Source organism: Thiomonas sp. 13-64-67, assembly GCF_002282795.1.
Taxonomy (GTDB): Bacteria; Pseudomonadota; Gammaproteobacteria; order Burkholderiales; family Burkholderiaceae_C; genus Thiomonas; species Thiomonas arsenitoxydans.
This window is the reverse complement of sequence record NZ_NCKP01000068.1, coordinates 1-21163: the sequence shown is the minus strand read 5'-3', so window position 1 is coordinate 21163 and position 21163 is coordinate 1. Positions and strand designations below refer to the sequence as shown.

Genomic DNA, 21163 nt, shown 5'->3' with positions numbered 1-21163 from the left:
CTCATCATGAAAAACCTTCTTTATTTCGTGCTCTTCATGACCATCGCGCTGATTGCGATTGTCATCGGCGTGATCATCGGTGACTACGCCTCCTGGTACTTCGCCTGGATCGTGGGCACCGCGATGATCGTGCTGGTTTCTGCCGCCTCGGGCGCCTTTTTCGACGCCCAGGAAGATGACCGCCGCAACGGCGGCGCTCCACGCGGCGGCCACTGAGTCACGCCGCACCGAAGGCTCTCGCTTCGCGGCAGAGCCTTGCTCCGAGGCCAGGGCAACCTGGCCCTTTTTATTGGCTTTTGTGATCGGCATCGGCATCCTCGTGGGCAGTAACGCCTCGTGGTACTTCGCCTGGATTTTCGGCACCGCTTTTTTCGTGCTGCTACTGGCAGGCGCCGTCGTGTGGTTCGAACGTCTGGATGAACCCCGCACAGCAGAACCGCATCAGCCGAACTGACCCCGCGGACTGCCGCTCCCTCACCGTCGCAACGCCGCCGCCTCACGCGCCAGGGCGGTGATGGCGGCCCAGTCGTGCGCGGCCAAGGCCGCTTCGGGCGCCAGCCAAGAGCCGCCCACGCAGCCTACGTTGGGCAGCGCCAGATAGGCCGCGGCGTTGCCCGGGTGAATGCCCCCGGTCGGGCAGAACAGCAATTGCGGCAGCGGCCCGTGCAAGGACTTGAGCAGCGCCTGACCGCCCACGGCTTCGGCCGGAAACAGTTTCATCGCGGTGAAACCCGCGTCCAGCGCCGTCATGGCTTCGCTGGCGGTGGCCACGCCGGGCACGAAGGGCAAGCTGCTAAGGCGGGTAGCCGCCAGCAGTGCGGGCGTCAGCCCGGGGCTGATGCCGAACATCGCGCCCGCGTCTTGCGCGCGCTGCCAGTCGGTCGGGCTCAGCACGGTGCCCGCGCCCACCAGCGCACCGGGCACGCGGTCGCGAATCTGACGGATGGCGTCCAGCGCCGCCGGGGTGCGCAGCGTCACCTCCAGGGTGCGGATGCCGCCGGCCACCAGCGCCGTGGCCAGATCGACGGCCTGTCCGGCATCGCGGATCACCAGCACGGGCATCACCGGCCCGGCGCGCAGCAGTTCTTCGGCGGTCATCGCGTGGCTCCTGCTGCGACGGGCACAGCGGACAGGGCGGGCTCTGGTTTGGCCCAGTCGGGATGCTGAAAGCTGGTCGCCCCCTGCTCGGCACCATCCACATGGTGGCGGAAGGCGGCGAACAGCTCGCGGCCCACGCCGTATTGGCGTCGGCTGAGGTCGACGCTCTGCGCCTGACGCGCGGCCCAGACTTCGGGCGGCACTTCGGCGTTGACTTCTCCGGTGTGGGCGTTCAGGGTGATGAGATCGCCTTCGCGTACTTTGGCGATCGGCCCGCCGTGCGCCGCCTCGGGCGTGACATGGATGGCCGAGGGCACTTTGCCGGAGGCGCCCGACATGCGCCCGTCGGTCACCAGCGCCACCTTGAAACCGCGCTCCTGCAACACGCCCAGCGTGGGCATGAGCTTGTGCAGCTCGGGCATGCCGTTGGCCGCCGGACCCTGAAAGCGGATGACGGCGACGAAATCGCGCTCGAGCTCGCCGCGCTTGAAGGCGGCGAGCAGGTCGTCCTGGTCGTCAAAGATGAGGGCGGGCGCGGTGATCACGCGGTATTCGGGTTTGACCGCCGAAACCTTGATGACGGCGCGCCCCAGATTGCCCGTCATGAGTTTGAGGCCGCCGTCTGGGGCGAACGGATCGGAGACGGGCCGCAGAATGTCGCGGTCGAGCGTCTCGTCGTTTACCGGGCGCCAGACGAGCTGGCCGCCATCGAAGCCGGGCTCCTGCGCGTAGCGCGCCAGGCCGGGCCCGGCCACGGTCTGCACATCGGGGTGCAGCAGACCGGCGGCGAGCAGTTCGCGAATGACAAAGCCCATGCCCCCGGCCGCGTGGAACTGATTGACGTCGGCTCGGCCGTTGGGGTAGAGCTTGGTGAGCGTGGGCACGGCCTTGGAGAGATCGTCGAAGTCGGTCCAGTTGATGTCGATGCCCGCCGCCCGGGCGATGGCCACGAGGTGGATGGTGTGGTTGGTCGAGCCGCCGGTGCATAGCAGGCCGACGAGGCCGTTGACGATCACGCGCGCATCGACCAGTTCGCCGATCGGGGTGTACTCCGGGCCTTCGGCAGAAATCGCCACGGCGCGGGTGGCGGCCGCGCGGGTGAGCGCTTCGCGCAGCGGCGTGCCAGGGTTGACGAAGGCCGAGCCGGGCAGGTGCAGGCCCATGATCTCCATGAGCATCTGGTTGGAATTGGCGGTGCCGTAGAAGGTGCAGGTGCCCGCGCTGTGATACGACTGCATCTCGGCTTCGAGCAGTTCGGCGCGGCCGATCTTGCCTTCGGCATACAGCGCGCGGATGCGGGCCTTCTCGTCGTTGCCCATGCCACTGGTCATGGGGCCGCCGGGCACGAATATGCCGGGCAAATGGCCGAAAGCCAGGGCGCCAATCAGCAGGCCGGGCACGATCTTGTCGCACACCCCGAGGTAGAGCCCGGCGTCGAACATCTGGTGGCTCAACGCCACCGCCGTGGCCATGGCGATGACGTCGCGCGAAAACAGCGACAGCTCCATGCCGGCCTGCCCCTGGGTCACGCCGTCGCACATCGCGGGCACGCCCCCGGCGAACTGCGCCGTGGCGCCCGCCGCCTGCGCGGCCTCCTTGATCCAGGCCGGAAACGCGCCCAGCGGCTGGTGCGCCGAGAGCATGTCGTTGTACGCGGAAACGATGGCCAGATTGGGCCGGGACTGCGGGGTGATTTCCTTGAGCATCCGCTTGGCCGGCGCCGGGGCGGCCGCCATCGCGTGCGCCAGGTTGGTGCAGGAGAGGTGCCCGCGCTCGACCTTGCTGCCCCGCGCTGCGCGCACGCGCGCCAGATAAGCCTCGCGCCGCGCCGCGCTACGCGCCTCGATGCGCTGCGTCACAGCCACCAATACGGGATGTAAAGAAGACATGGCAACTCCAAACAGTCATTTAGCGATAGGCCGCGATACTCCACACCGCAGGCCATCAAGGGGCTCAAACCCGCTTCATCAGGCAACATACTATGCCTACCGTGCTGGCAAGGCTGCTCAGAGTACACCCCCAAGATGACCTCGAATCTCTCCCTTCCTGCCACCCGCCTGGTCGGCGACATCGGCGGCACCAATGCCCGATTCGCCCTGCAAACCGCGCAAGGGCTGAGCGATATTCGCGTGCTGCTCACGGCGGATTACGCCCGCTTTGCCGATGCGCTGCTCGCCTATCTCGCCGCCGTCGGCGCGACCGCCGTGCGCCATGTCGCCATCGGTATCGCCAACCCGGTTTATGGCGACCAGATCCGCATGACCAACCATCACTGGTCCTTTTCCATCGCCCAGACACGCGCCGAGCTGGGGCTGCAGACCTTTCTGGTGCTCAACGATTTCGCCGTGCTCGCGCGCGCCCTGCCCGAGTTGCCCGCGGCCGAGCTCGTTCAGGTGGGCGGCGGCAGCGCCGTGCCCGGCGCGCCGCTGGCGCTGCTGGGCGCGGGCACCGGCCTGGGCGTGTCGGGCCTGATTCCCGACGGACAAGGGGGCTGGACGCCGCTGGCGGGCGAGGGTGGGCATGTGAGCTTCGCTCCTTTTGATGAGCGTGAGGTGGCCGTCTGGCGTCTGGCGCATGCGCGCTTCGGCCATGTTTCGGCCGAGCGTCTGCTGAGCGGCACCGGGATGGCGTTTTTGCATCAGGCGCTCGGACAGATCGCCGGGCAGACGCCGCCCGAGCGCAGCGCCGCTGAGATCACCCGCCTGGCCCTGGACGGCAGCGACGCGCTATGCCACGACACAGCGACGCTGTTCTGCACCTTGCTGGGCACGGTGGCGGCCGATCTGACCATTACCCTGGGAGCGCGTGGCGGGGTGTATATCGGCGGCGGCATCGTGCCGCGTCTGGGCGATTTCTTTCGGCATTCCCCGTTCCGCCAGCGCTTCGAAGACAAAGGGCGCACCTCGCCGTATTTACGCGATATTCCGGTCTGGGTGATCCACAGCCCCTGGCCTGCACTGCTCGGCGCAGCCGCGGCGCTTGATCAGTTTCTGCAGTCGCACTGACTCTTCTTGTCCCGCGGGAAACAGCGCGGCGCCTACCGAGCGCCCCCAGGGCCGGGCAATCCCCACCCCAACCCTCCCCACAAGTGGGGAGGGAGTGATCTCACCTCCCCCCCAGCGTGGGGAAAGTCGGGAAGGGGACGGCCCAGCCCGCCCCTGTGGGGTGTCAAGAAAACTTGGGGCGGCCCTGCGTTTTCTCATGAACCGTGTCGGCGAAGGCGAGAGGGGCGGTGGACGGCGGGGCTTCGGCGTCGAAGCGTTCAAACCCGGTGTAGCACAGGAAGTGGCGACCCGCGGCGCGGCCGAACAGGGTCATGCCCAGCGTCTCGGCCAGTTGATGGCCCATGGCGGTCACCCCGTTGCGCGACACGATGATGGGTACGCCCATCCGGGCCGACTTGATCACCATTTCGCTGGTGAGCCGCCCGGTGGTGTAGAACACCTTGTCTCCCCCCTGCACGCCGTGCACCGCCATCCACCCGGCGACGGTGTCGATGGCGTTGTGGCGGCCGACGTCTTCGACAAAGCATTGCAGCGCGTCGCCGTGAAACAGCGCGCAGCCGTGCACCGATCCGGCCTGGCGGTGCACGCTGTCGCGCAGCTTCATTTGGTCGAGCAGGCTGATCAGCGTGGCCTGGCGCAGGCGCGCGGCCTGCGCGTCGGGCAGGCGGGTCTGGCCCAGTTGCGCCATCGCGTCGCCAAAGACCGTACCCTGCCCGCAGCCGGTGGTGACGACGCGGCGCGCGACGCGGGCTTCGAGGTCGCTGACGCCGTGGCGGGTGCGCACCGCCGCGGCCTCCACCGCCCAGTCCACATCGATGCCGTCGATCTCGCCCGCCTGCTCGACCAGACCCTGATTGAGCAGGTAGCCGAGCACCAGCAGTTCGGGATTCGCGCCCAGAGTCATCAGCGTGACCAGCTCGCGTTTGTCGAGGTAGATCGTCAGCGGACGTTCGGTCGGGATGTCGATCTGCCGATGCTCGCCATGCTGATCGAGTATCCCGATCGGCCGCACGACCTCGCAGCGCGCCCGGCTGAGGCGGGGCGCGTCGGGCCGACGCGGCAGCGCCACGGCCTCGAAGGCGGTTGGCGCTACGGTCTCCAAAGCGGGTAGATCGCCCATATTCAAGCCCATAAGGCCTATGTCGATGGCTCCGAAATCTCGGCCCCGCTGCGGGCGTAACCCGCAACCGGCGCCAGCGTGCCGCCTGCGCTCACGGCCACCGCGCAGTACTTGAACTCGGGAATCTTGCCGAACGGGTCGAGCGCCGGATTGGTCAGCAGATTGGCCGCGGCCTCGTAATAGGCGAAGGGAATGAATACGGCGCCGTCGGGCGTGCCGTCGTCGCGCCGCGCGGTGAGCACCACGGAGCCGCGGCGCGAACGCACGGTGATGGGCTCGCCCGGCTGCACGCCGAGTTTGCGCAGCTCGGCCGAATTCATCGACGCGGTGGGCATCGGCTCGATAGCGCCCAGCACGGCCGAGCGCCGCGTCATGCTGCCGGTGTGCCAGTGTTCGAGCTGGCGACCGGTGATGAGCACCTGCGGAAACTCCGCATCGGGCCGCTCGGACGCTGGAATGATGTCGGCGGGTACCAATTTGACGCGGCCGTCCGCAGTCGGAAAACGGTCGGCGAACACAATGGGCTGGCCCGGGTCTTGCGGCGTGAGGCAGGGATAGGTCACGCTGCCCTCGCGCTCCAGCCGCTCCCAGGTAATGCCACCGATGGCCTCCGCCATGGTCTGGCGCATTTCTTCATACACCGCGGCCACGCCCTGCTCCGGGCCGGGGTAGTGCCAGTTCAGCCCCATGCGCGCGGCCATCTGCTGGATGATCCACAGGTCGGGTCGCGCATCGCCCGGCGGGTTGAGCGCGCGCCGCCCCAGTTGCACCATGCGGTCGGTGTTGGTGACGGTGCCGGTCTTCTCGGGCCAGGCGCTCGCGGGCAGCACCACATCGGCCAGCCAGGCGGTCTCGGTCATGAAAATGTCTTGAACCACCAGATGTTCCAGTGCGCACAGCGCCTGCCGCGCGTGGTTCAGATCGGGGTCGCTCATGGCCGGGTTTTCGCCCTCGACATACATGCCGCGTATCTTGTGCGGATCGCTGTCGGGCGCCAGGCATTTGTGCAGGATCTCGACCACGGTGTAGCCGGGCTTGTTGTCGAGCCGCGTCTGCCAGAACGCCTCGAACCACGCATGCGCCTGCGGATTGCTGACGAGCTGGTAGTTCGGGTACATCATGGGAATGAGACCGGCGTCGCTGGCGCCCTGCACATTGTTCTGCCCGCGCAGGGGATGCAGCCCGCTGCCGGGCTTGCCGATCTGGCCGGTCACGCTGGTCAGCGCGATGAGGCAGCGCGCGTTGTCGGTGCCGTGCACATGCTGGCTGATGCCCATGCCCCACAGAATCATGGAGGCCTTGCTGGTGGCGAAGGCGCGGGCCACTTCGCGGATGGTCTCGGCCGGTATGCCGCAGATCGGCGCCATGGCCTCGGCGCTGTAGCCCTGGATGTTTTGCTTCAGCGCCTCGAAGTTGCTGGCGCGCTGCGTGACAAACTCCTGATCGACCAGGCCTTCTTCGATGACGGTGTGAATCATGGCGTTGAGCAGGGCCACGTCGGTATCGGGGCGGAACTGCAGCGTGCGCCAGGCATGGCGGCCGAGGTCGGTCACGCGCGGATCGGCCAGCACGATTTTGGTGCCGCGCTTGGCGGCGTTTTTCATCCAAGTGGCCGCCACCGGGTGATTGGCCGTGGGGTTGGAGCCGATCACCAGAATGAGCTCGGCATGCTCCACATCGTTGACCTGGTTGCTCACCGCGCCCGAGCCCACCCCTTCGAGCAGCGCGGCCACGCTGGACGCATGGCACAGCCGGGTGCAGTGATCGACGTTGTTGCTGCCGAAGCCGGTGCGCACCAGCTTCTGGAACAAGTAGGCCTCTTCGTTGCTGCCTTTGGCCGAGCCGAAACCGGCCAGCGCCTTGTCGCCGTGGCGGGTACGCAGGTCTTTGAGCTTGCCGGCGGCGAAATCGAGCGCTTCTTCCCAGGTGGCCTCGCGGAAGGCGTCGCGCCAGTCGCCCTGGTGCGACAGCAGAGCCGGGTCTTTAGGCACGCCAGGCTTGCGGATCAGCGGCCGGGTCAGGCGTTGCGGGTGGTGCGCGTAGTCGAAGCCAAAGCGGCCTTTGACGCACAAGCGGCCGTGGTTGGCGGGGCCATCGCGGCCCTCGACGCTGACGATGATCTCGTCTTTCACGTTGTAGGTGATCTGGCAGCCCACGCCGCAGAACGGGCAGACCGAATCGACCCGGCGATCAACCGTCTGCGCGCCGATGTGGGTCTTGGGCATGAGCGCGCCCGTGGGGCAGGCTTGCACGCACTCGCCGCAGGCCACGCAGGTGCTGTCGCCCATGGGGTCGTGCAGGTCGAACACGATTTCGCTGTGATGGCCGCGAAAGGCGTAGCCGATGACGTCGTTGACCTGTTCTTCGCGGCAGGCGCGCACGCAGCGGTTGCACTGAATGCAGGCATCGAGGTTGACCGCCATCGCCGGGTGCGACACGTCGGGCGCGGGCTGGGTGCGGCGGGTTTCCCCCAGCGCCGGTCGCACCTGCACGCTTTGGCGCGCGGCCCAGTCGCTGAGTTCGCCGTGCGGGCGGGTGGCGTCGTCGCCCAGCCATTTGTAGCCCGTCTCGGGCAGGTCGGAAAGCAGCATTTCGAGCACCATGTTCTGGCTCTTCACCGCGCGCGGGCTGTCGGCATGCACCTTCATGCCGGGGGCCGCGGTGCGGCAGCAGCTTGGCGCCAGCACGCGCTCGCCGTCGATCTCGACCATGCAGGCGCGGCAGTTGCCATCGGGCCGGTAGCCGGGTTTGTGGCACAGCCGGGGTATCGCCACACCGTGGCGGTCGGCCAGCTCCAGCAGGGTTTCGCCTTCGAGCGCCTGCACCGGGCGGCCGTTGAGTTCAAGCTCGATCGTCTTCGTGTTCATTCAAGACACCTCGTGAGCAAAATAGGTCTGCACGCAGCGCACCGGGTTGGGCGCCGCCTGTCCGAGGCCGCAGATGGAGGCGTCGGACATGACCTGATTCAGGTCTTCGAGCGTGGCGTGATCCCATTGCGGAGCCTGCATGAGTTGCGCGGCCTTGCCGGTGCCGACGCGGCAGGGCGTGCACTGGCCGCAGCTTTCGTGCTCGAAAAAGCGCATGACGTTGAGCGCGGCGTCGCGGGCCCGGTCTTGATCGCTGAGCACGATGATGGCTGCAGAGCCAATGAAGCAGCCATGCGGCTGCAGGGTGTCGAAGTCGAGCGGCACATCGGCCAGCCGCGCCGGTAGGATGCCCCCGGAAGCGCCGCCGGGCAGGTAGGCGTAGAGCGTGTGGCCGTCGAGCGGCCGCGCCACGCTCGACGATATCGCGCACCCAATACAGGGTCTCGAAGTTGTGTTCGAGTGTGGGGCGTCCGAACAGACCGATTTCAGCGATGTAGGGTGGACGCATGCGCGGTTCGCCGCGCTTGCCTTCGATGCTCTCGATCATCGCCGACTCTTCGCCGCAGATATACGCCCCCGCGCCGCGCCGCAGCTCGATGTGCGGCAGCGCGCAGGGCGGATCGGCCTGCAGCCTGGCGATCTCGCGCTCCAGAACGGCGCGGCCGCCGTGATACTCGTCGCGCAGGTAGAGGTAGCAGGTGGAAATGCCCACCACCTGCGCGGCAATCAGCACGCCCTCAAGAAAGCGGTGCGGGTCGCGCTCGAGATAGGTGCGATCCTTGAAGGTGCCCGGCTCGCCCTCGTCGATATTCACCGCCATCAGCCGGGGCGCGGGGTAGTTGCGCACGATGCCCCATTTGCGCCCTGCCGGAAAACCCGCGCCGCCCAGGCCTCGCAGGCCCGAGTCACTCAAGGCTTTGATCACCTCTTCCGCTGAACGCTGGCCGCTGGCTACAGCCGCCGCCAGCGCATAACCGCCGCGCGCGCGGTAAGCGTCATAGCCGACATAGGCCGGGGTCACCTCGCCCGACCCGTTGGTGACCGCCTGCGGGCCGGCTGCGGCCAGGTCGAAGTCTGCGTCATCAGCAGGTAGCGGATGCTGCAAGCGGCGGTTTGCCACGCTCTCGCGCACCGTGTCTGGCGTGGCATGCGCCACCGGCCATTGCCCCACCACCGCCACCGGCGCCTGCTCGCAGCGGCCCACGCAAGGCGTGGGCATCACGCGCACCTCGGCGCCGAGCAACTGCGGCAGACGCTGCAGAAGATCGTTCGCCCCGGCCAGCGAGCACGACAGGCTGTCGCACACGCGCACCGTGATGGCCGCAGGCTGGGCATCGTCGCGCAGCACTTCGAAGTGGTGATAGAAAGTCGCCACCTCGTACACCTCGGCCATCGGCAGATTCATCAACCGGGCCAGCGCCACCAAATGGCGCTCGTGCAGCCCGTGCCACTGGTCATTGATGAGGTGCAAATGCTCGATCAGCAGATCGCGGCGGTGCGGCCCGGCGCCGATAAGCTGCTGCACCTCGGCCAGCGCCTGCGACTCGGGCTGGCGCCCCTTGAGCTTGCCCCGACGCCGAGCACGCCCGCGCATTTCATCGGCCGAAGCCAAAACCACGGCAGAGGTGTCGGAAGATGGAGAGGAATCGGTCATGATGTTTCAGCGGAACATCGATGCTCCGCAAGCTGGAATTGTTTTGGCAACGGCGCCAAGCTCGCGCTGCTGCGCGCATCCCTGTCACCGAATCTCTGTCACTTTAGCCGCTGCGTGTTGCACGTGCCAGAACACTGAATTCTGCTCAGCCGATGCGAGCACGGCGACTAAAAAAGCCCAGCGCCGCTCAAGCGCCGGGCTATTGACCACCTTTATCGAACTGGAAGCCCCATAGCTTGCTCAGCTTATGCCTTCATCTACAAAACGTCGTCAAATATCCAGATTCGCCGCCCGCAGGGCGTTGGTTTCGATGAAGTCGCGCCGGGGTTCGACTTCGTCGCCCATGAGCATGGTGAACACTCGGTCGGCTTCGATGGCGTCGTCGATCTGCACGCGCAGCAGGCGGCGCACGGCCGGGTCCATGGTGGTTTCCCAGAGTTGCTCGGGGTTCATCTCGCCCAGACCTTTGTAGCGCTGGCGGCCGACGGTGTTTTCGGCCTGGCGGATGAGCCAGTCCATGGCTTCGCGGAAGCTGGCCACGGCGGCTTCCTTGGCGTTGTCGCCGTTGCCGCGCCGCACGGTGGAGCCCGCGGCGATAAGGCCGTGGAAGGTCTGCGCGGCCTGCGCCAGCACGGCGTAGTCGGCCCCGTGAACGAAGTCGGCGTGCAGCACGGTGGATTTGAGGTTGCCGTGGTGACGGCGCACGATACGCAGATACGGTTTTTCGGTACGCGGGTCGATTTCGGCGAGCACTTGCGGCGCTTCGCCATGGTCGGTGTGCTTCGCCAGATAGGCGGCCATCGCATCGGCGCTGGCTTGCGCCGCATGGTCGAGGTCGATGACGACACCATCGACGATGGCGCGCAGGGCCTGCTCGTCCATGAACACGCCCAGCCGAGCGATCACGGCTTCGGCCAGCACATGCTGGCGGGCGAGCTGTTCGAGGGTTTCACCCGCCAGCGGCGCTGGGGTGTCGGGGCGGTGGATGACGGCGTCTTTCAGCGCCACGCGCAGCAGGTAGGCGTCGAGCTCAGAGGCGTCTTTGAGGTATTGCTCATCCTTGCCGTGTTTGACTTTGTAGAGCGGCGGCTGGGCGATGTAGATGTGCCCGCGCTCGACAATCTCGGGCATCTGGCGGAAGAAGAACGTCAGCAGCAGGGTGCGGATGTGCGCGCCGTCCACGTCGGCATCGGTCATGATGATGATGCGGTGGTAACGCAGCTTGTCGATGTTGAAATCGTCCTTGCCGATGCTGGTGCCCATCGCGGTGATGAGGGTGAGGATTTCGTTGCTGGTGAGCAGCTTCTCGAAGCGCGCCTTCTCGACGTTGAGAATCTTGCCGCGCAGGGGCAGGATGGCTTGGAACTTGCGGTCGCGACCTTGCTTGGCCGAGCCGCCGGCGGAATCGCCCTCCACCAGATAGAGCTCGCACAGGGCGGGGTCTTTTTCCTGGCAGTCGGCCAGTTTTCCGGGCAGGCCCAGACCGTCCATCACGCCCTTGCGGCGGGTCATTTCACGCGCCTTGCGCGCGGCTTCGCGGGCACGGGCGGCGTCGATGATCTTGCCGCAGATGATTTTGGCGTCGGTCGGGGTTTCGAGCAGGTAATCGGACAGCGCCTTGGCCACCAGGTCTTCGACCGGGCCGCGCACTTCGCTCGACACCAGCTTGTCCTTGGTCTGGCTGCTGAATTTGGGGTCGGGCACTTTGACCGATAGCACGCAGGTGAGGCCTTCGCGCATGTCGTCGCCGCTGATCTCGACCTTGGCTTTTTTCGCCAACTCGTTGTCGTCGATGTATTTGTTCATCACCCGCGTCATCGCTGCGCGCAGGCCGGTGAGGTGGGTGCCGCCGTCGCGCTGCGGAATGTTGTTGGTGAAGCACTGCACGGTTTCAGCGTAGCCGTCGTTCCACTGCATGGAGACTTCCACGCTGATGGTGCTGCCTACCTCGGAAGCTTTCTCGGCTTGGGCATAAAAAATATTGGGGTGCAGCACACTCTTGCCGCGGTTGATGTATTCGACAAAGCCTTTCACCCCGCCGGAGAAGGCGAAGTTTTCTTCCTTGCCCTGACGCTCATCCACCAAGCGGATCTTGACGCCGTGGTTGAGGAAGGAAAGCTCGCGCAGGCGCTTGGCCAGCACTTCGTAGTGGAAATCGACCGTGGTGAAAATCTCGGCATCTGGCAGGAAGTGCACCTCGGTGCCGCGTTTATCGGTCTTGCCGGTAATCGGAGCGACGGAGACTTCCACGCCATCGATCATTTGCGTCTGCCGGTTTTGCAGCGCGCCGCGGACGAATTCGAGGGTATGCACCTCGCCGTCGCGCCGCACCACAAGCCGCAGCCATTGCGACAGGGCGTTGACGCAGCTCACACCCACGCCGTGCAGGCCGCCGGAGACCTTGTAGCTGTTCTGGTTGAACTTGCCCCCGGCGTGCAACTCGGTGAGAGCGATTTCGGCCGCGCTGCGCTTGGGCTCGTGCTTATCGTCCATCTTCACGCCGGTAGGAATGCCGCGGCCGTTGTCGGTCACGCTGATGGAGTTGTCGGAGTGGATGGTGACGACGATGTCATCACAAAACCCGGCCAGGGCTTCGTCGATGGAGTTGTCGACGACTTCGAACACCAGATGATGCAGGCCGGTGCCGTCTGAGGTGTCGCCGATGTACATGCCGGGACGTTTGCGCACCGCTTCGAGTCCCTCCAGGATTTGAATGGAATTTTCGCTGTAGCTGTCGTTCTTCGGTTCGTTCATCAGACACTTTCAAAAACAGATTCCATGAGCTTTCATGGAAAAAAAATCGATTCGGTGAGGCGGGGTGAAGCGCAATGAGCATGCGCACAATAGACGCAATAGGCGCAATAAAGGCGCCCGCTCAGATCCGCATGGGCATGACCACGTACTTGAAGTTGGGCTCGTCGGGCATGGTGAACAGCGCGCTGCTGTTGCCGTCCTGCAGTTCGAGGCGAATCTGGTCGGAGGTCATATTGGCCAGCGCGTCGATGAGGTAGGCAATGTTGAAGCCGATTTCGATGACGTCGCCGCCGTAGTCGACATCGATTTCTTCCTGCGCTTCTTCCTGCTCGGCGTTGATAGAGGTCAGCCGCAACAGCCCCGGTTCGAGGTTGACGCGCACGCCTTTGAACTTGTCGTTGGTCAGAATGGCCACGCGTTGCAGCGCCGCCTGCAGAGTCGTGCGCTCGACCTGCAGCATATTGCGGTGGCCCTTGGGCACGACGCGCTGGTAATCGGGAAACTTGCCTTCGATGAGCTTGCTGGTGAATTCCAGCCCGTCCAGGGTCAAGCGCGCCTGATTGCTGGCCAGGGCGATATCGATCATGGCGTCGTCTTCATCGCTGAGCAGGCGGCTGAGTTCGAGCACGGTCTTGCGCGGCAGAATGATTTCGCGCCGCTCCACCGCCTTTTCCAGCGGGGCGGTGGCCAGGGTCATGCGGTGACCGTCGGTGGCCACCAGATGCATCTGCTGCCCATCGGCCACCCACAACATGCCGTTGAGGTAGTAGCGGATATCGTGCTGCGCCATGGCGAAGTGGGTCAAGCCGAGCAGGCGCTTGAGCAGCTTTTGCGGCAGGCGCAGGGCGTGGTCGCTGAAGTCGGTCGCAGCGCGTACCAGCGGAAAGTCTTCTGCCGGCAGGGTTTGCAGGCTGAAGCGGCTTTTGGCGGCCCGAACCGTCATCTTGCCGTCTGACCATTCCAGGGTCACATTGCCCGGGCTGGCCGCGCGCAGGATGTCGAGCAGCTTGCGCATATTGACGGTGATGGCCGCGTCTTCCGCACTGGTCTGTACCGCTCCGCCCGCTTGCAGACGGATCTGCACTTCCATATCGCTGGTGATGAACAGCGTGCCATTCGCGTTGTGCTGGATGAGCACATTGGCGAGGATGGGCAGGGTTTGGCGGCGCTCGACGATGCCCGCTCCCTGTCCGAGCAGCTTGAGCAGTTCATCGCGGGAAGACGTCAATCTGTTCATTCTTTCTTTTCCTTTATTCAGAATAGGACTGATAGTAAGGGTCGGCCTGTGTTGTGGATAAGACAAAAAACGCTGTATTCATGCGGTTTGCGCAGCAGCCGGAGTCTGTGGACAAGCGGTCTGGAGCGCAAGGACGGTTTGGAACAACTTGACCGAAAACGCGCTGGCCCCCGACTTATCCAGAAACTCTTCACACACTACACAACGACTTGTTCATTTTGAGAAGGAGGACGCTAAAAGCGGTTCGGCTTCAGGCTTTGAGAGTTTGCTCGAGTACATGGAGCTGTTGGTTGAGTTCCTGCAGTTTGATGCGCTCCTGTCCGATCTTGCGCACCGCATGCAGCACCGTGGTGTGATCGCGCCCTCCGAACAGCTCGCCGATCTCCGGCAGGCTCTTGTGCGTCAGCTCCTTGGCGAGATACATGGCGATCTGGCGCGGACGGGCGATGCTGGCAGGGCGCTTTTTGGAATACATATCGGCCACCTTGATCTTGTAGAAGTCGGCCACGGTTTTCTGGATGTTTTCGACCGACACCTGGCGATTTTGCAGCGACAGCAGATCTTTGAGCGCTTCCTTGGCCAGACCGATCGACACGTCCTGGCCGCTGAAGCGGGCGTAGGCCAGAATTTTGCGCAGCGCGCCTTCGAGTTCACGCACATTCGATCGCACGTTCTTGGCGACAAAAAACGCCACTTCTTCCGGCAGATGGGCCAGTTCGGCATCGGCCTTGCGCAGCAGAATGGCCACGCGCATTTCGAGCTCAGGCGGCTCGATGGCCACCGTCAGACCGGAATCGAAGCGGGAGACCAGGCGCTGATCCATCTCACGGAGTTCCTTGGGGTAGGTGTCGCTGGTGAGAATGATCTGCGAGCGTTTGGTGATCAGCGCCTCGAAAGCGTAGAAAAACTCTTCCTGCGTCTTGTCTTTGCCGGCGAAAAACTGCACGTCGTCGATCAGCAGCAGGTCGAGCGAGTGGTAGTAGCGCTTGAATTCCTCGAAGGCCTTGCGCTGGTAGGCGCGCACCACTTCGCTGACGAACTGCTCCGCCTGCAGGTAACGAATGCGCGCGCCCGGCTGTTGCGCCAGCAGGGCGTTGCCGACCGCGTGCATGAGGTGGGTCTTGCCCAGACCGACGCCGCCGTAAATGAACAGCGGGTTGTAGGAGCGCCCGGGGTTTTCCGCAACTTGAATGGCCGCGGCGCGGGCAAGCTGGTTGGCCTTGCCGGTGACCAGGGTTTCGAAGCTGAGCATGGGGTTGAGGCGCGAGCGCTCCAGGGCGTCGGCTTCTGCGGCATCTCTCGCAGCGTTACTCACGCCGTCCGGACTGGCCAATTGCTGGGGCGTGGCGTGGTCGGCGGAATGAGTCGCTTGCGCTGATCCCGATGTGGAGCTTGTCCCACTGCCGGACTGCAAACCCTGCGCCCCGCTGTGATGCATGGCGGCGCGTGCCGGCGCTTTCTGCACAATGAATTCGACCTGCACGGGACGACCTACGATGGCGCTGAGCGACTCGGTGATGCGCGCGCCATACTGTGAGCGCAACCAGTCGAGCTTGAAGCGGTTGGGAACGTGCAGGATGGCGGTGTTGCCATCCTCGCTCCAGTGGGGGGAGGACAGCGGCTTGATCCAGGCGGCGAATTGCTGATCGGGGATGACCGTGGCCAACTGGGCGCAGCACTGCTGCCAGGATTGTTCTTGTGTCATGCAGGTACGGCGAGAGAGACGAGTTCCAGAAGGCGCTGGCTCAACGGTAGCCGGTTAAAGAACCTGGCTGCGGAACCGGGCTGCGCGCCTTGAGGGGGAGACAAAAAATTTTGTGGGCAATTTTCAGGACATTCGACATTCAGCCGGGGGCTGAATCGGCCTCGACAGGGGCGTTAGCCGCCTGCAGGGCCCGTCGAAAAGGCCACCGATCGTCAACTTTGGAAAGCGCTCAGTTTAACTCCACAGTGCAAGTTATCCACAGACGGAACAGGCAATTTTTCTTGGGGCCGGGGGCTTGCGCTGCAGGGCGCATTTGAGGCGGATGATCGTTGGTTTTGAATGCCGTTTTGAAGGTCATCAGGGCCTGGGCTTTCTGGAAAAACCTCTTTTGATTGACAAGAGGATGGAATCTCAGTCCAATGGAGGGCTTTTTTTCGGAATCTTGGTCTTGCGCGTAGCAAGACTTCAAGTTTGCGACTTTAAGTTTTTTCGGCGCGCGTATTTTGGATTCGTGGGGTGGTGTGCATGAGTGTGCACAGCATGAAGGCACAGGTCCAGGCGCGCAGCTTCTATTTTTATCAAGGTGAGTTTCATGAAACGTACGTATCAACCTTCGAAGACCCGCCGTCAGCGTACCCACGGCTTTTTGGTGCGGATGAAGACCAGGGGTGGCCGCGCGGTCATCAATGCACGCCGCGCCAAGGGCCGCAAACGTCTGGCTGTCTAAGATCCGCTGGGCTGTTGGGTTTGAACGATCTGCGGCTTGCTGCTTTGCGGGCTGCCGATATCGATCTTTCGACAGTCGGCGACGTCATGGCAGATCAGCCGATCTCGCGATCGGGCACTCTGCATCTCGAAATGTTGCGGCAACCCGAAGCGTTTGCCGCGATGTTTTCTGCGCGCTACGCGCAACAGGCTGAATTTCGCCTGCACTACCGTGCGGCGCCGACCGAGTGGGTGCCAGACGCCGCCCCTGCCTCTGCCCAGCCGCGCTGCTGGCTTGGTCTGGTCATTCCGAAAAAGTTCTGCAAACCGGCGGTACGGCGCAATCTGATCAAGCGGGTGATGCGCCAGGCGCTGCGTGAGTTGCGGCTGCCGAGCGAGGCACAGATGCAGGCACCGGTGTTGATGCTGCGGTTGACGCGCAAATTACCGGCGGAATTCCGCAGCGCCCGTTCACCGGCTTTGCTGGCCTATGTGCAGCAGGCGGTGAATGCTTTGCTCAAAAGCTGGATCGAACGCACCGTCGTGGTGACTGGGCGAAGTGCCGCATGAAGTCTGTTCTGATCGGTCTGGTAAGGCTGTACCGTCTGCTGCTGAGCCCTTGGGTGGGGGGGCAATGCCGTTTTTACCCCACTTGTTCGCAATACACCATCGAAGCGCTGGAGCGGCACGGGGCAGCGGCGGGCAGCTATCTGGGCGCGGTCAGAATTTTGCGGTGTCAGCCCTGGTGTCAGGGGGGGCATGAGCCGGTGCCAGACGCCTTCACCTGGGCGCCCTGGCGCCGACGGACGGAAGAGGACGAAGCGTCAGATGCGATTGCTTCAGATGGTGCGCAGGCTGTGTCACCGCAGCCCATGCACAATAGCGGGTCGAGGTCTGATGAATCAGTCTCGTCTGCGGAGTCTGGCGCTTGCGCTGAGGGGCCGGAAAGCCCGGTTTCATTTCCCTCTGCTTCATCCTTGCGCGCTTCATCGTTCACCCCCAAGCCCTGAAGTCATCGGGCCATCGGGCACTTCTGCATCACTACAACAGGATTTGCGTATGGATCTCCGCCGTTCGGTTCTCTGGGTGGTTTTCACCATGTCGATGATTTTTCTGTACAACTCCTGGCTGCGCTACAACGGCGAGACGGATTTGTTCGGAACGCCACCGGCCCATCCGGCGCAAGTCGCCAGCGCGCCGACCAGCGCAGTGCCGCAGGCGGCGCCAACCGCGGCTACGCCGCCAAATATCGCCGGTGCTGCGGCAACCGCACCGCTGTCCGCCCCGGTCGCAGCGGCGTCCGCCGCTCCCGCGGCCCAGCTCACCACCATCCGCACCGATCTGATGGATGTGAAAATTTCTTCGCGCGGCGGCAATCTGGTCTATGCCAAACTGCTCAAGTATGAGAGCCGCACCGAACCGGGCAAGAACGTGGTCTTGTTCGACGATACGCCGAGCAATAAATACATGGCGCAGTCGGGCTTGATCGGGGGCGATTTTCCCAACCATGAAACCGAGATGACGGTGCTGCCGGGGCCGCGCGACATGGGCAACGCTAAGACGCTGCAAGTCAAACTGGTCTCGCCCGATCTGGGCGGCATCAAACTCGAGCGCACTTATACCTTCACCCGCGACAGCTATGTGGTGAATGTGCAGAACACCATCACCAACACCGGCAGTGCCGCAGTGGCGCCGCAGATGTATATGCAGCTCGTGCGCGACGGCAACACGCCTGCGGGTGACGAGTCGCACTTCTATCACACCTATACCGGCCCGGCGTATTACGACAACGCCAACAAGTTCCAGAAGTTTGAGTTCAAGGATCTCAAGACCAACGAGGCGCCTAAGAAGGCGGACAGCGGCTGGGTCGCCATGATTCAGCACTACTTCGTTTCGGCCTGGGTGCCTGAGCCCTATGAAGGCTCGCGTGACCTTTATACCCGCAAGCTGGGCGACAACCTGTATGCGGTTGGGGTGATCCAGCCGCTGCCGCAAATTGCTCCGGGCAAGAGCATCACCACCGATGCCAAGCTGTTCGTCGGCCCCGAGTTGGAGAGCACGCTGGGCGCGCTCGCCCCCGGCCTTGAGCTGGTGAAGGACTACGGCTGGGTGACCATTCTGGCCAAGCCGATTTTCTGGCTGCTGGAGATGATCCACAAAGTGGTACAGAACTGGGGCTGGTCGATCATCGTGCTCACGCTGCTGATCAAGCTGGCGTTCTTCCCGCTGACGGCGGCGAGCTATAAGTCGATGGCGCGCATGAAGGCCGTGGGGCCGCGCATCAACGCGCTGCGCGAGTCGTACAAGGGCGATCAGGCGAAGATGAATCAGGCCATGGTCGAGCTGTACCGCAAGGAGAAGATCAATCCGCTGGGTGGCTGCCTGCCGATCGTGATCCAGATCCCGGTGTTCATCGCGCTGTACTGGGTGTTGCTGTCGAGCGTGGAGCTGCGCGGCGCGCCGTGGATTCTCTGGATACACGATCTGTCGGCCAAAGACCCGTACTACATCCTGCCGGCCATCATGACGGCAACGTCCTTCCTGCAGGTCAAGCTCAACCCGACCCCGCCCGACCCGATGCAGGCGCGGCTGATGTGGATCATGCCGGCGGCGTTTTCCATCATGTTCTTCTTCTTCCCGGCCGGTCTGGTGTTGTACTGGCTGACCAACAACACCACGTCGATTGCGCAGCAGTGGTTCATCAACAAGAAGATGGGCGTGGGTGTGTTGACCGACACCACAGCGGCGGCCAAGTAAAGGCCCACTCAAAGGCCCATTCGATCCGCGCGGTTGCCCGGCCATGAATCTGTTGGCGCAAGACGCCGATCCGATTGTGGCCATTGCCACGGCACCCGGTCGCGGCGCCGTGGGCATCGTCCGGGCTTCGGGCAAATCGCTTGCGGCTTTGACGCAGGCCATCACAGGGCGGGCGCTGCTGCCGCGCCATGCCACTTACCTGCCGTTTGGGGATGGTCAGGGCGGGGTGATCGACCAAGGGCTGGCGCTGTTTTTTCCGGCGCCGCATTCCTACACCGGGGAAGACGTACTGGAGTTGCAGATCCACGGCGGGCCGGTGGTGCTGCAACTGCTGCTGGCGCGGCTGCTCGAACTGGGGGCTTCTTCACGCTTGCGGGTGGCGCAGCCCGGCGAGTTCACCCGGCGCGCGTTTCTGAACGGCAAAATCGATCTGGCGCAGGCCGAGAGCGTGGCCGATCTGATCGAGGCCAGTACCGAGGCGGCCGCTCGCAGCGCCACCCGGGCGCTGGCGGGAGAGTTGTCGCAGGCGGTGCGCGCACTGGCCGCCGAGTTGGTCGAGTTGCGCCTGCTGGTCGAGGCCACGCTTGATTTTCCCGAGGAAGACATCGACTTTTTGCGCCAGGCACAGGCGCAGCGGCGTTTGCAGGCTTTGCAGCAGACGCTGCAGCAGGTGCAGGCCAAGACGCGGCAGGGCGCACTGCTGCGCGAAGGACTCCAGGTGGTGCTGGCAGGGCAGCCGAATGTGGGCAAGAGCTCCTTGCTCAACGCATTGGCGGGCGCCGAGCTGGCCATCGTCACCCCCATTGCGGGCACGACGCGAGACAAGGTCAGCCAGACCATCCAGATCGAGGGCGTGCCCCTGCACATCGTCGATACCGCGGGCCTGCGCGACAGCGCCGACGCGGTGGAGCGCATCGGCGTGCAGCGCAGTTGGCACGCCATCGCCGGTGCGGATGTAGTGGTGTTCCTGCACGATCTCACGCGTCTGCAGGCGCCGGGCTATGCCCAGGCCGAGGCGGAAATCGCCCGCGGACTCCCCAAGGGCGCGCCCCTGCTCCACGTTTTCAACAAGCGCGATTGCGTCGAGACCGGCGCCCAGGCGCGGCTATTGCCGCAAGTCTGGGCGCAATGGGGCGTGGAGGCCGGTGAGTCGGTCTGGATTTCCGCAGCGACCGGAGACGGTCTGCAGGACTTGCGTCTCAAGCTGCTGCAACTGGCAGGGGCGCAGCCGACCAGCGAGGGCGTGTTCATCGCCCGTCAGCGCCATGTGCAGGCGCTGGAGCACACCGGGCAACATCTCGGTGCGGCCTTGCGCTTGATCGAGCTGGACGCGCAGGCGCCGCTGGATCTGCTCGCCGAAGAATTGCGGCTATCGCATCAGGCGCTGATGGCGATCACCGGCGAATACACCCCGGACGATCTGCTCGGGGCGATTTTTTCCAGTTTCTGTATCGGCAAATAAATCAAGGTCGGCGCGGCGATAAATCGCCTGCATTGATCGCCGCGCTCAGATCGCCCGCGGCAAACTGGGCGATGGTCCGGAAGGCCTGGACGAACATCTGCTCATAGTGATCTTGCTCGACAAAGCCGATGTGCGGCGTGCAGATGGCGTTTTCCAGTCGCAGTAGCGGATGGCCTTGCAGAATCGGCTCGGCTTCGAACACATCGACCGCCGCCAGACCCGGCCGTCCACGATTGAGCGCGGCCACCAACGCATCCGGGGCGAGGAGGTCGGGGCGGGCGGTGTTGACGAGCAAAGAGGTGGGTTGCATCAGCGACAGATCGGCCAGGGTGATGAGATGGCGGGTGGCGTCGGTGAGGCGCAGGTGCAGGCTGAGCACATCGCTGGTGGCGAAGAAGGCTTCGCGCGACTCGGCCGCCAGCAAGCCATGCTCGGTTGCGCGCGTGCGCGAGGCCTCGCTGCCCCAGACCTGAACCCGCATGTCGAAAGCCTGCCCGTACCGCGCAATGCGCTGGCCAATACGGCCATAGCCCCAGATGCCCAGCGTCTTGCCCGCGAGGCGCTGACCGAGACCGAAATTGGGCGGCATTGATTGCGACTTCAGCCCGGCCTGCTGCCAGGCGCCATGCTTCAGACTGGCGACATACTGCGGCAGACGCCGCATGGCGGCCAGCACCAGTGCCCAGGTCAGCTCGGCGGTGACGCCGGGGTCGGTCTGCCCATCGGCTACGGCGATGCCCAGATCGCTGCACGCTTGCACATCCACATGCGGGCCGATCCGGCCGGTCTGCACCACGAG

The 21163-nt window shown here is 64.4% G+C and carries 15 protein-coding genes and 2 pseudogenes; 8 read left to right on the top strand and 9 right to left on the bottom strand.

Features of this window, described 5'->3' with window-relative positions; translation table 11 throughout:
* The first annotated feature begins 6 nt into the window (after nucleotides 1-6).
* Nucleotides 7-216, top strand: a complete 210-nt coding sequence (locus B7X30_RS13370; RefSeq protein WP_013121842.1) for a hypothetical protein — start codon at nucleotides 7-9, stop codon at nucleotides 214-216.
* Nucleotides 176-454, top strand: coding sequence for a hypothetical protein (locus B7X30_RS13365; protein ID WP_286731152.1), 279 nt, complete (start codon nucleotides 176-178; stop codon nucleotides 452-454). The genes B7X30_RS13370 and B7X30_RS13365 overlap by 41 nt, the downstream gene beginning before the upstream one ends.
* 20 nt (nucleotides 455-474) lie before the next feature.
* Here the strand turns inward: B7X30_RS13365 and eda are convergent, their stop codons facing one another.
* Both eda and edd read right to left on the bottom strand, forming a co-directional pair.
* Nucleotides 475-1098 carry a bifunctional 4-hydroxy-2-oxoglutarate aldolase/2-dehydro-3-deoxy-phosphogluconate aldolase gene (eda, locus tag B7X30_RS13360; protein WP_286731151.1) on the bottom strand — a complete coding sequence of 208 codons (624 nt, stop codon included), beginning with the start codon at nucleotides 1096-1098 and terminating at the stop codon, nucleotides 475-477.
* On the bottom strand, nucleotides 1095-2987 hold the full coding sequence (gene edd, locus B7X30_RS13355; RefSeq protein ID WP_276732196.1) for a phosphogluconate dehydratase: 1893 nt from the start codon (nucleotides 2985-2987) through the stop codon (nucleotides 1095-1097). Before edd ends, eda begins: the two co-directional genes overlap by 4 nt.
* 135 nt (nucleotides 2988-3122) lie before the next feature.
* Between edd and B7X30_RS13350 the strand changes: the two genes are divergently transcribed.
* On the top strand, nucleotides 3123-4103 hold the full coding sequence (locus B7X30_RS13350) for a glucokinase (protein ID WP_286731148.1): 981 nt from the start codon (nucleotides 3123-3125) through the stop codon (nucleotides 4101-4103).
* Between the two features lie 163 nt (nucleotides 4104-4266).
* On the opposite strand, the gene B7X30_RS13345 is transcribed toward B7X30_RS13350, so the two are convergent.
* The 6 genes and pseudogenes from B7X30_RS13345 to dnaA form a co-directional block, all read right to left on the bottom strand.
* Nucleotides 4267-5223: a formate dehydrogenase accessory sulfurtransferase FdhD gene (locus tag B7X30_RS13345; RefSeq protein WP_041608829.1), complete on the bottom strand. Its 957-nt coding sequence runs from the start codon at nucleotides 5221-5223 to the stop codon at nucleotides 4267-4269.
* A 17-nt stretch (nucleotides 5224-5240) separates the two neighbouring features.
* The gene (gene fdhF / locus B7X30_RS13340; protein WP_286731147.1) at nucleotides 5241-8090 is read right to left on the bottom strand and encodes a formate dehydrogenase subunit alpha; all 2850 of its coding nucleotides are present in this window, start codon (nucleotides 8088-8090) and stop codon (nucleotides 5241-5243) included.
* Nucleotides 8091-9744 (bottom strand): annotated as a pseudogene (locus tag B7X30_RS13335) (NADH-ubiquinone oxidoreductase-F iron-sulfur binding region domain-containing protein).
* Nucleotides 9745-10014: 270 nt separating this feature from the next.
* On the bottom strand, nucleotides 10015-12498 hold the full coding sequence (gene gyrB, locus B7X30_RS13330; protein ID WP_013104159.1) for a DNA topoisomerase (ATP-hydrolyzing) subunit B: 2484 nt from the start codon (nucleotides 12496-12498) through the stop codon (nucleotides 10015-10017).
* Between the two features lie 121 nt (nucleotides 12499-12619).
* Nucleotides 12620-13735 (bottom strand): DNA polymerase III subunit beta, encoded by a 1116-nt coding sequence (gene dnaN, locus B7X30_RS13325; protein WP_013104158.1) that lies wholly within the window; start codon nucleotides 13733-13735, stop codon nucleotides 12620-12622.
* A gap of 250 nt (nucleotides 13736-13985) precedes the next feature.
* A complete protein-coding gene (gene dnaA / locus B7X30_RS13320; protein WP_013104157.1) occupies nucleotides 13986-15440 on the bottom strand; it encodes a chromosomal replication initiator protein DnaA in 1455 nt (484 codons plus the stop codon).
* A 592-nt stretch (nucleotides 15441-16032) separates the two neighbouring features.
* Here dnaA and rpmH point away from each other — a divergent pair.
* From rpmH to mnmE, 5 genes and pseudogenes are all read left to right on the top strand, one after another.
* Complete coding sequence (gene rpmH, locus B7X30_RS13315) at nucleotides 16033-16167, top strand: 50S ribosomal protein L34 (protein ID WP_013107607.1); 135 nt, start codon at nucleotides 16033-16035, stop codon at nucleotides 16165-16167.
* A 131-nt stretch (nucleotides 16168-16298) separates the two neighbouring features.
* On the top strand, nucleotides 16299-16715 hold the full coding sequence (locus B7X30_RS13310) for a ribonuclease P protein component (RefSeq protein ID WP_286731145.1): 417 nt from the start codon (nucleotides 16299-16301) through the stop codon (nucleotides 16713-16715).
* Nucleotides 16712-16918: pseudogene (gene yidD / locus B7X30_RS13305) on the top strand (membrane protein insertion efficiency factor YidD); the annotation flags it as partial. The gene B7X30_RS13310 and the pseudogene yidD, both read left to right, overlap by 4 nt.
* A gap of 286 nt (nucleotides 16919-17204) precedes the next feature.
* A complete protein-coding gene (gene yidC / locus B7X30_RS13300; protein WP_286731144.1) occupies nucleotides 17205-18902 on the top strand; it encodes a membrane protein insertase YidC in 1698 nt (565 codons plus the stop codon).
* A gap of 43 nt (nucleotides 18903-18945) precedes the next feature.
* The gene (mnmE, locus tag B7X30_RS13295) at nucleotides 18946-20364 is read left to right on the top strand and encodes a tRNA uridine-5-carboxymethylaminomethyl(34) synthesis GTPase MnmE (protein WP_286731142.1); all 1419 of its coding nucleotides are present in this window, start codon (nucleotides 18946-18948) and stop codon (nucleotides 20362-20364) included.
* 1 nt (nucleotide 20365) lies between these two features.
* Here mnmE and B7X30_RS13290 read toward each other — a convergent pair.
* Nucleotides 20366-21163 (bottom strand): D-2-hydroxyacid dehydrogenase family protein (locus B7X30_RS13290; RefSeq protein ID WP_286731141.1); only part of this gene is annotated, 798 nt, incomplete at its 5' end.

Coding starts and splice junctions, on each gene's coding strand:
- B7X30_RS13370 (WP_013121842.1), top strand. CDS start 7: ATGAAAAACCTTCTTTATTTCGTGCTCTTCATGACCATCGCGCTGATT.
- B7X30_RS13365 (WP_286731152.1), top strand. CDS start 176: ATGACCGCCGCAACGGCGGCGCTCCACGCGGCGGCCACTGAGTCACGC.
- eda (WP_286731151.1), bottom strand. CDS start 1,098: ATGACCGCCGAAGAACTGCTGCGCGCCGGGCCGGTGATGCCCGTGCTG.
- edd (WP_276732196.1), bottom strand. CDS start 2,987: ATGTCTTCTTTACATCCCGTATTGGTGGCTGTGACGCAGCGCATCGAG.
- B7X30_RS13350 (WP_286731148.1), top strand. CDS start 3,123: ATGACCTCGAATCTCTCCCTTCCTGCCACCCGCCTGGTCGGCGACATC.
- B7X30_RS13345 (WP_041608829.1), bottom strand. CDS start 5,223: ATGGGCGATCTACCCGCTTTGGAGACCGTAGCGCCAACCGCCTTCGAG.
- fdhF (WP_286731147.1), bottom strand. CDS start 8,090: ATGAACACGAAGACGATCGAGCTTGAACTCAACGGCCGCCCGGTGCAG.
- gyrB (WP_013104159.1), bottom strand. CDS start 12,498: ATGAACGAACCGAAGAACGACAGCTACAGCGAAAATTCCATTCAAATC.
- dnaN (WP_013104158.1), bottom strand. CDS start 13,735: ATGAACAGATTGACGTCTTCCCGCGATGAACTGCTCAAGCTGCTCGGA.
- dnaA (WP_013104157.1), bottom strand. CDS start 15,440: ATGACACAAGAACAATCCTGGCAGCAGTGCTGCGCCCAGTTGGCCACG.
- rpmH (WP_013107607.1), top strand. CDS start 16,033: ATGAAACGTACGTATCAACCTTCGAAGACCCGCCGTCAGCGTACCCAC.
- B7X30_RS13310 (WP_286731145.1), top strand. CDS start 16,299: ATGTTGCGGCAACCCGAAGCGTTTGCCGCGATGTTTTCTGCGCGCTAC.
- yidC (WP_286731144.1), top strand. CDS start 17,205: ATGGATCTCCGCCGTTCGGTTCTCTGGGTGGTTTTCACCATGTCGATG.
- mnmE (WP_286731142.1), top strand. CDS start 18,946: ATGAATCTGTTGGCGCAAGACGCCGATCCGATTGTGGCCATTGCCACG.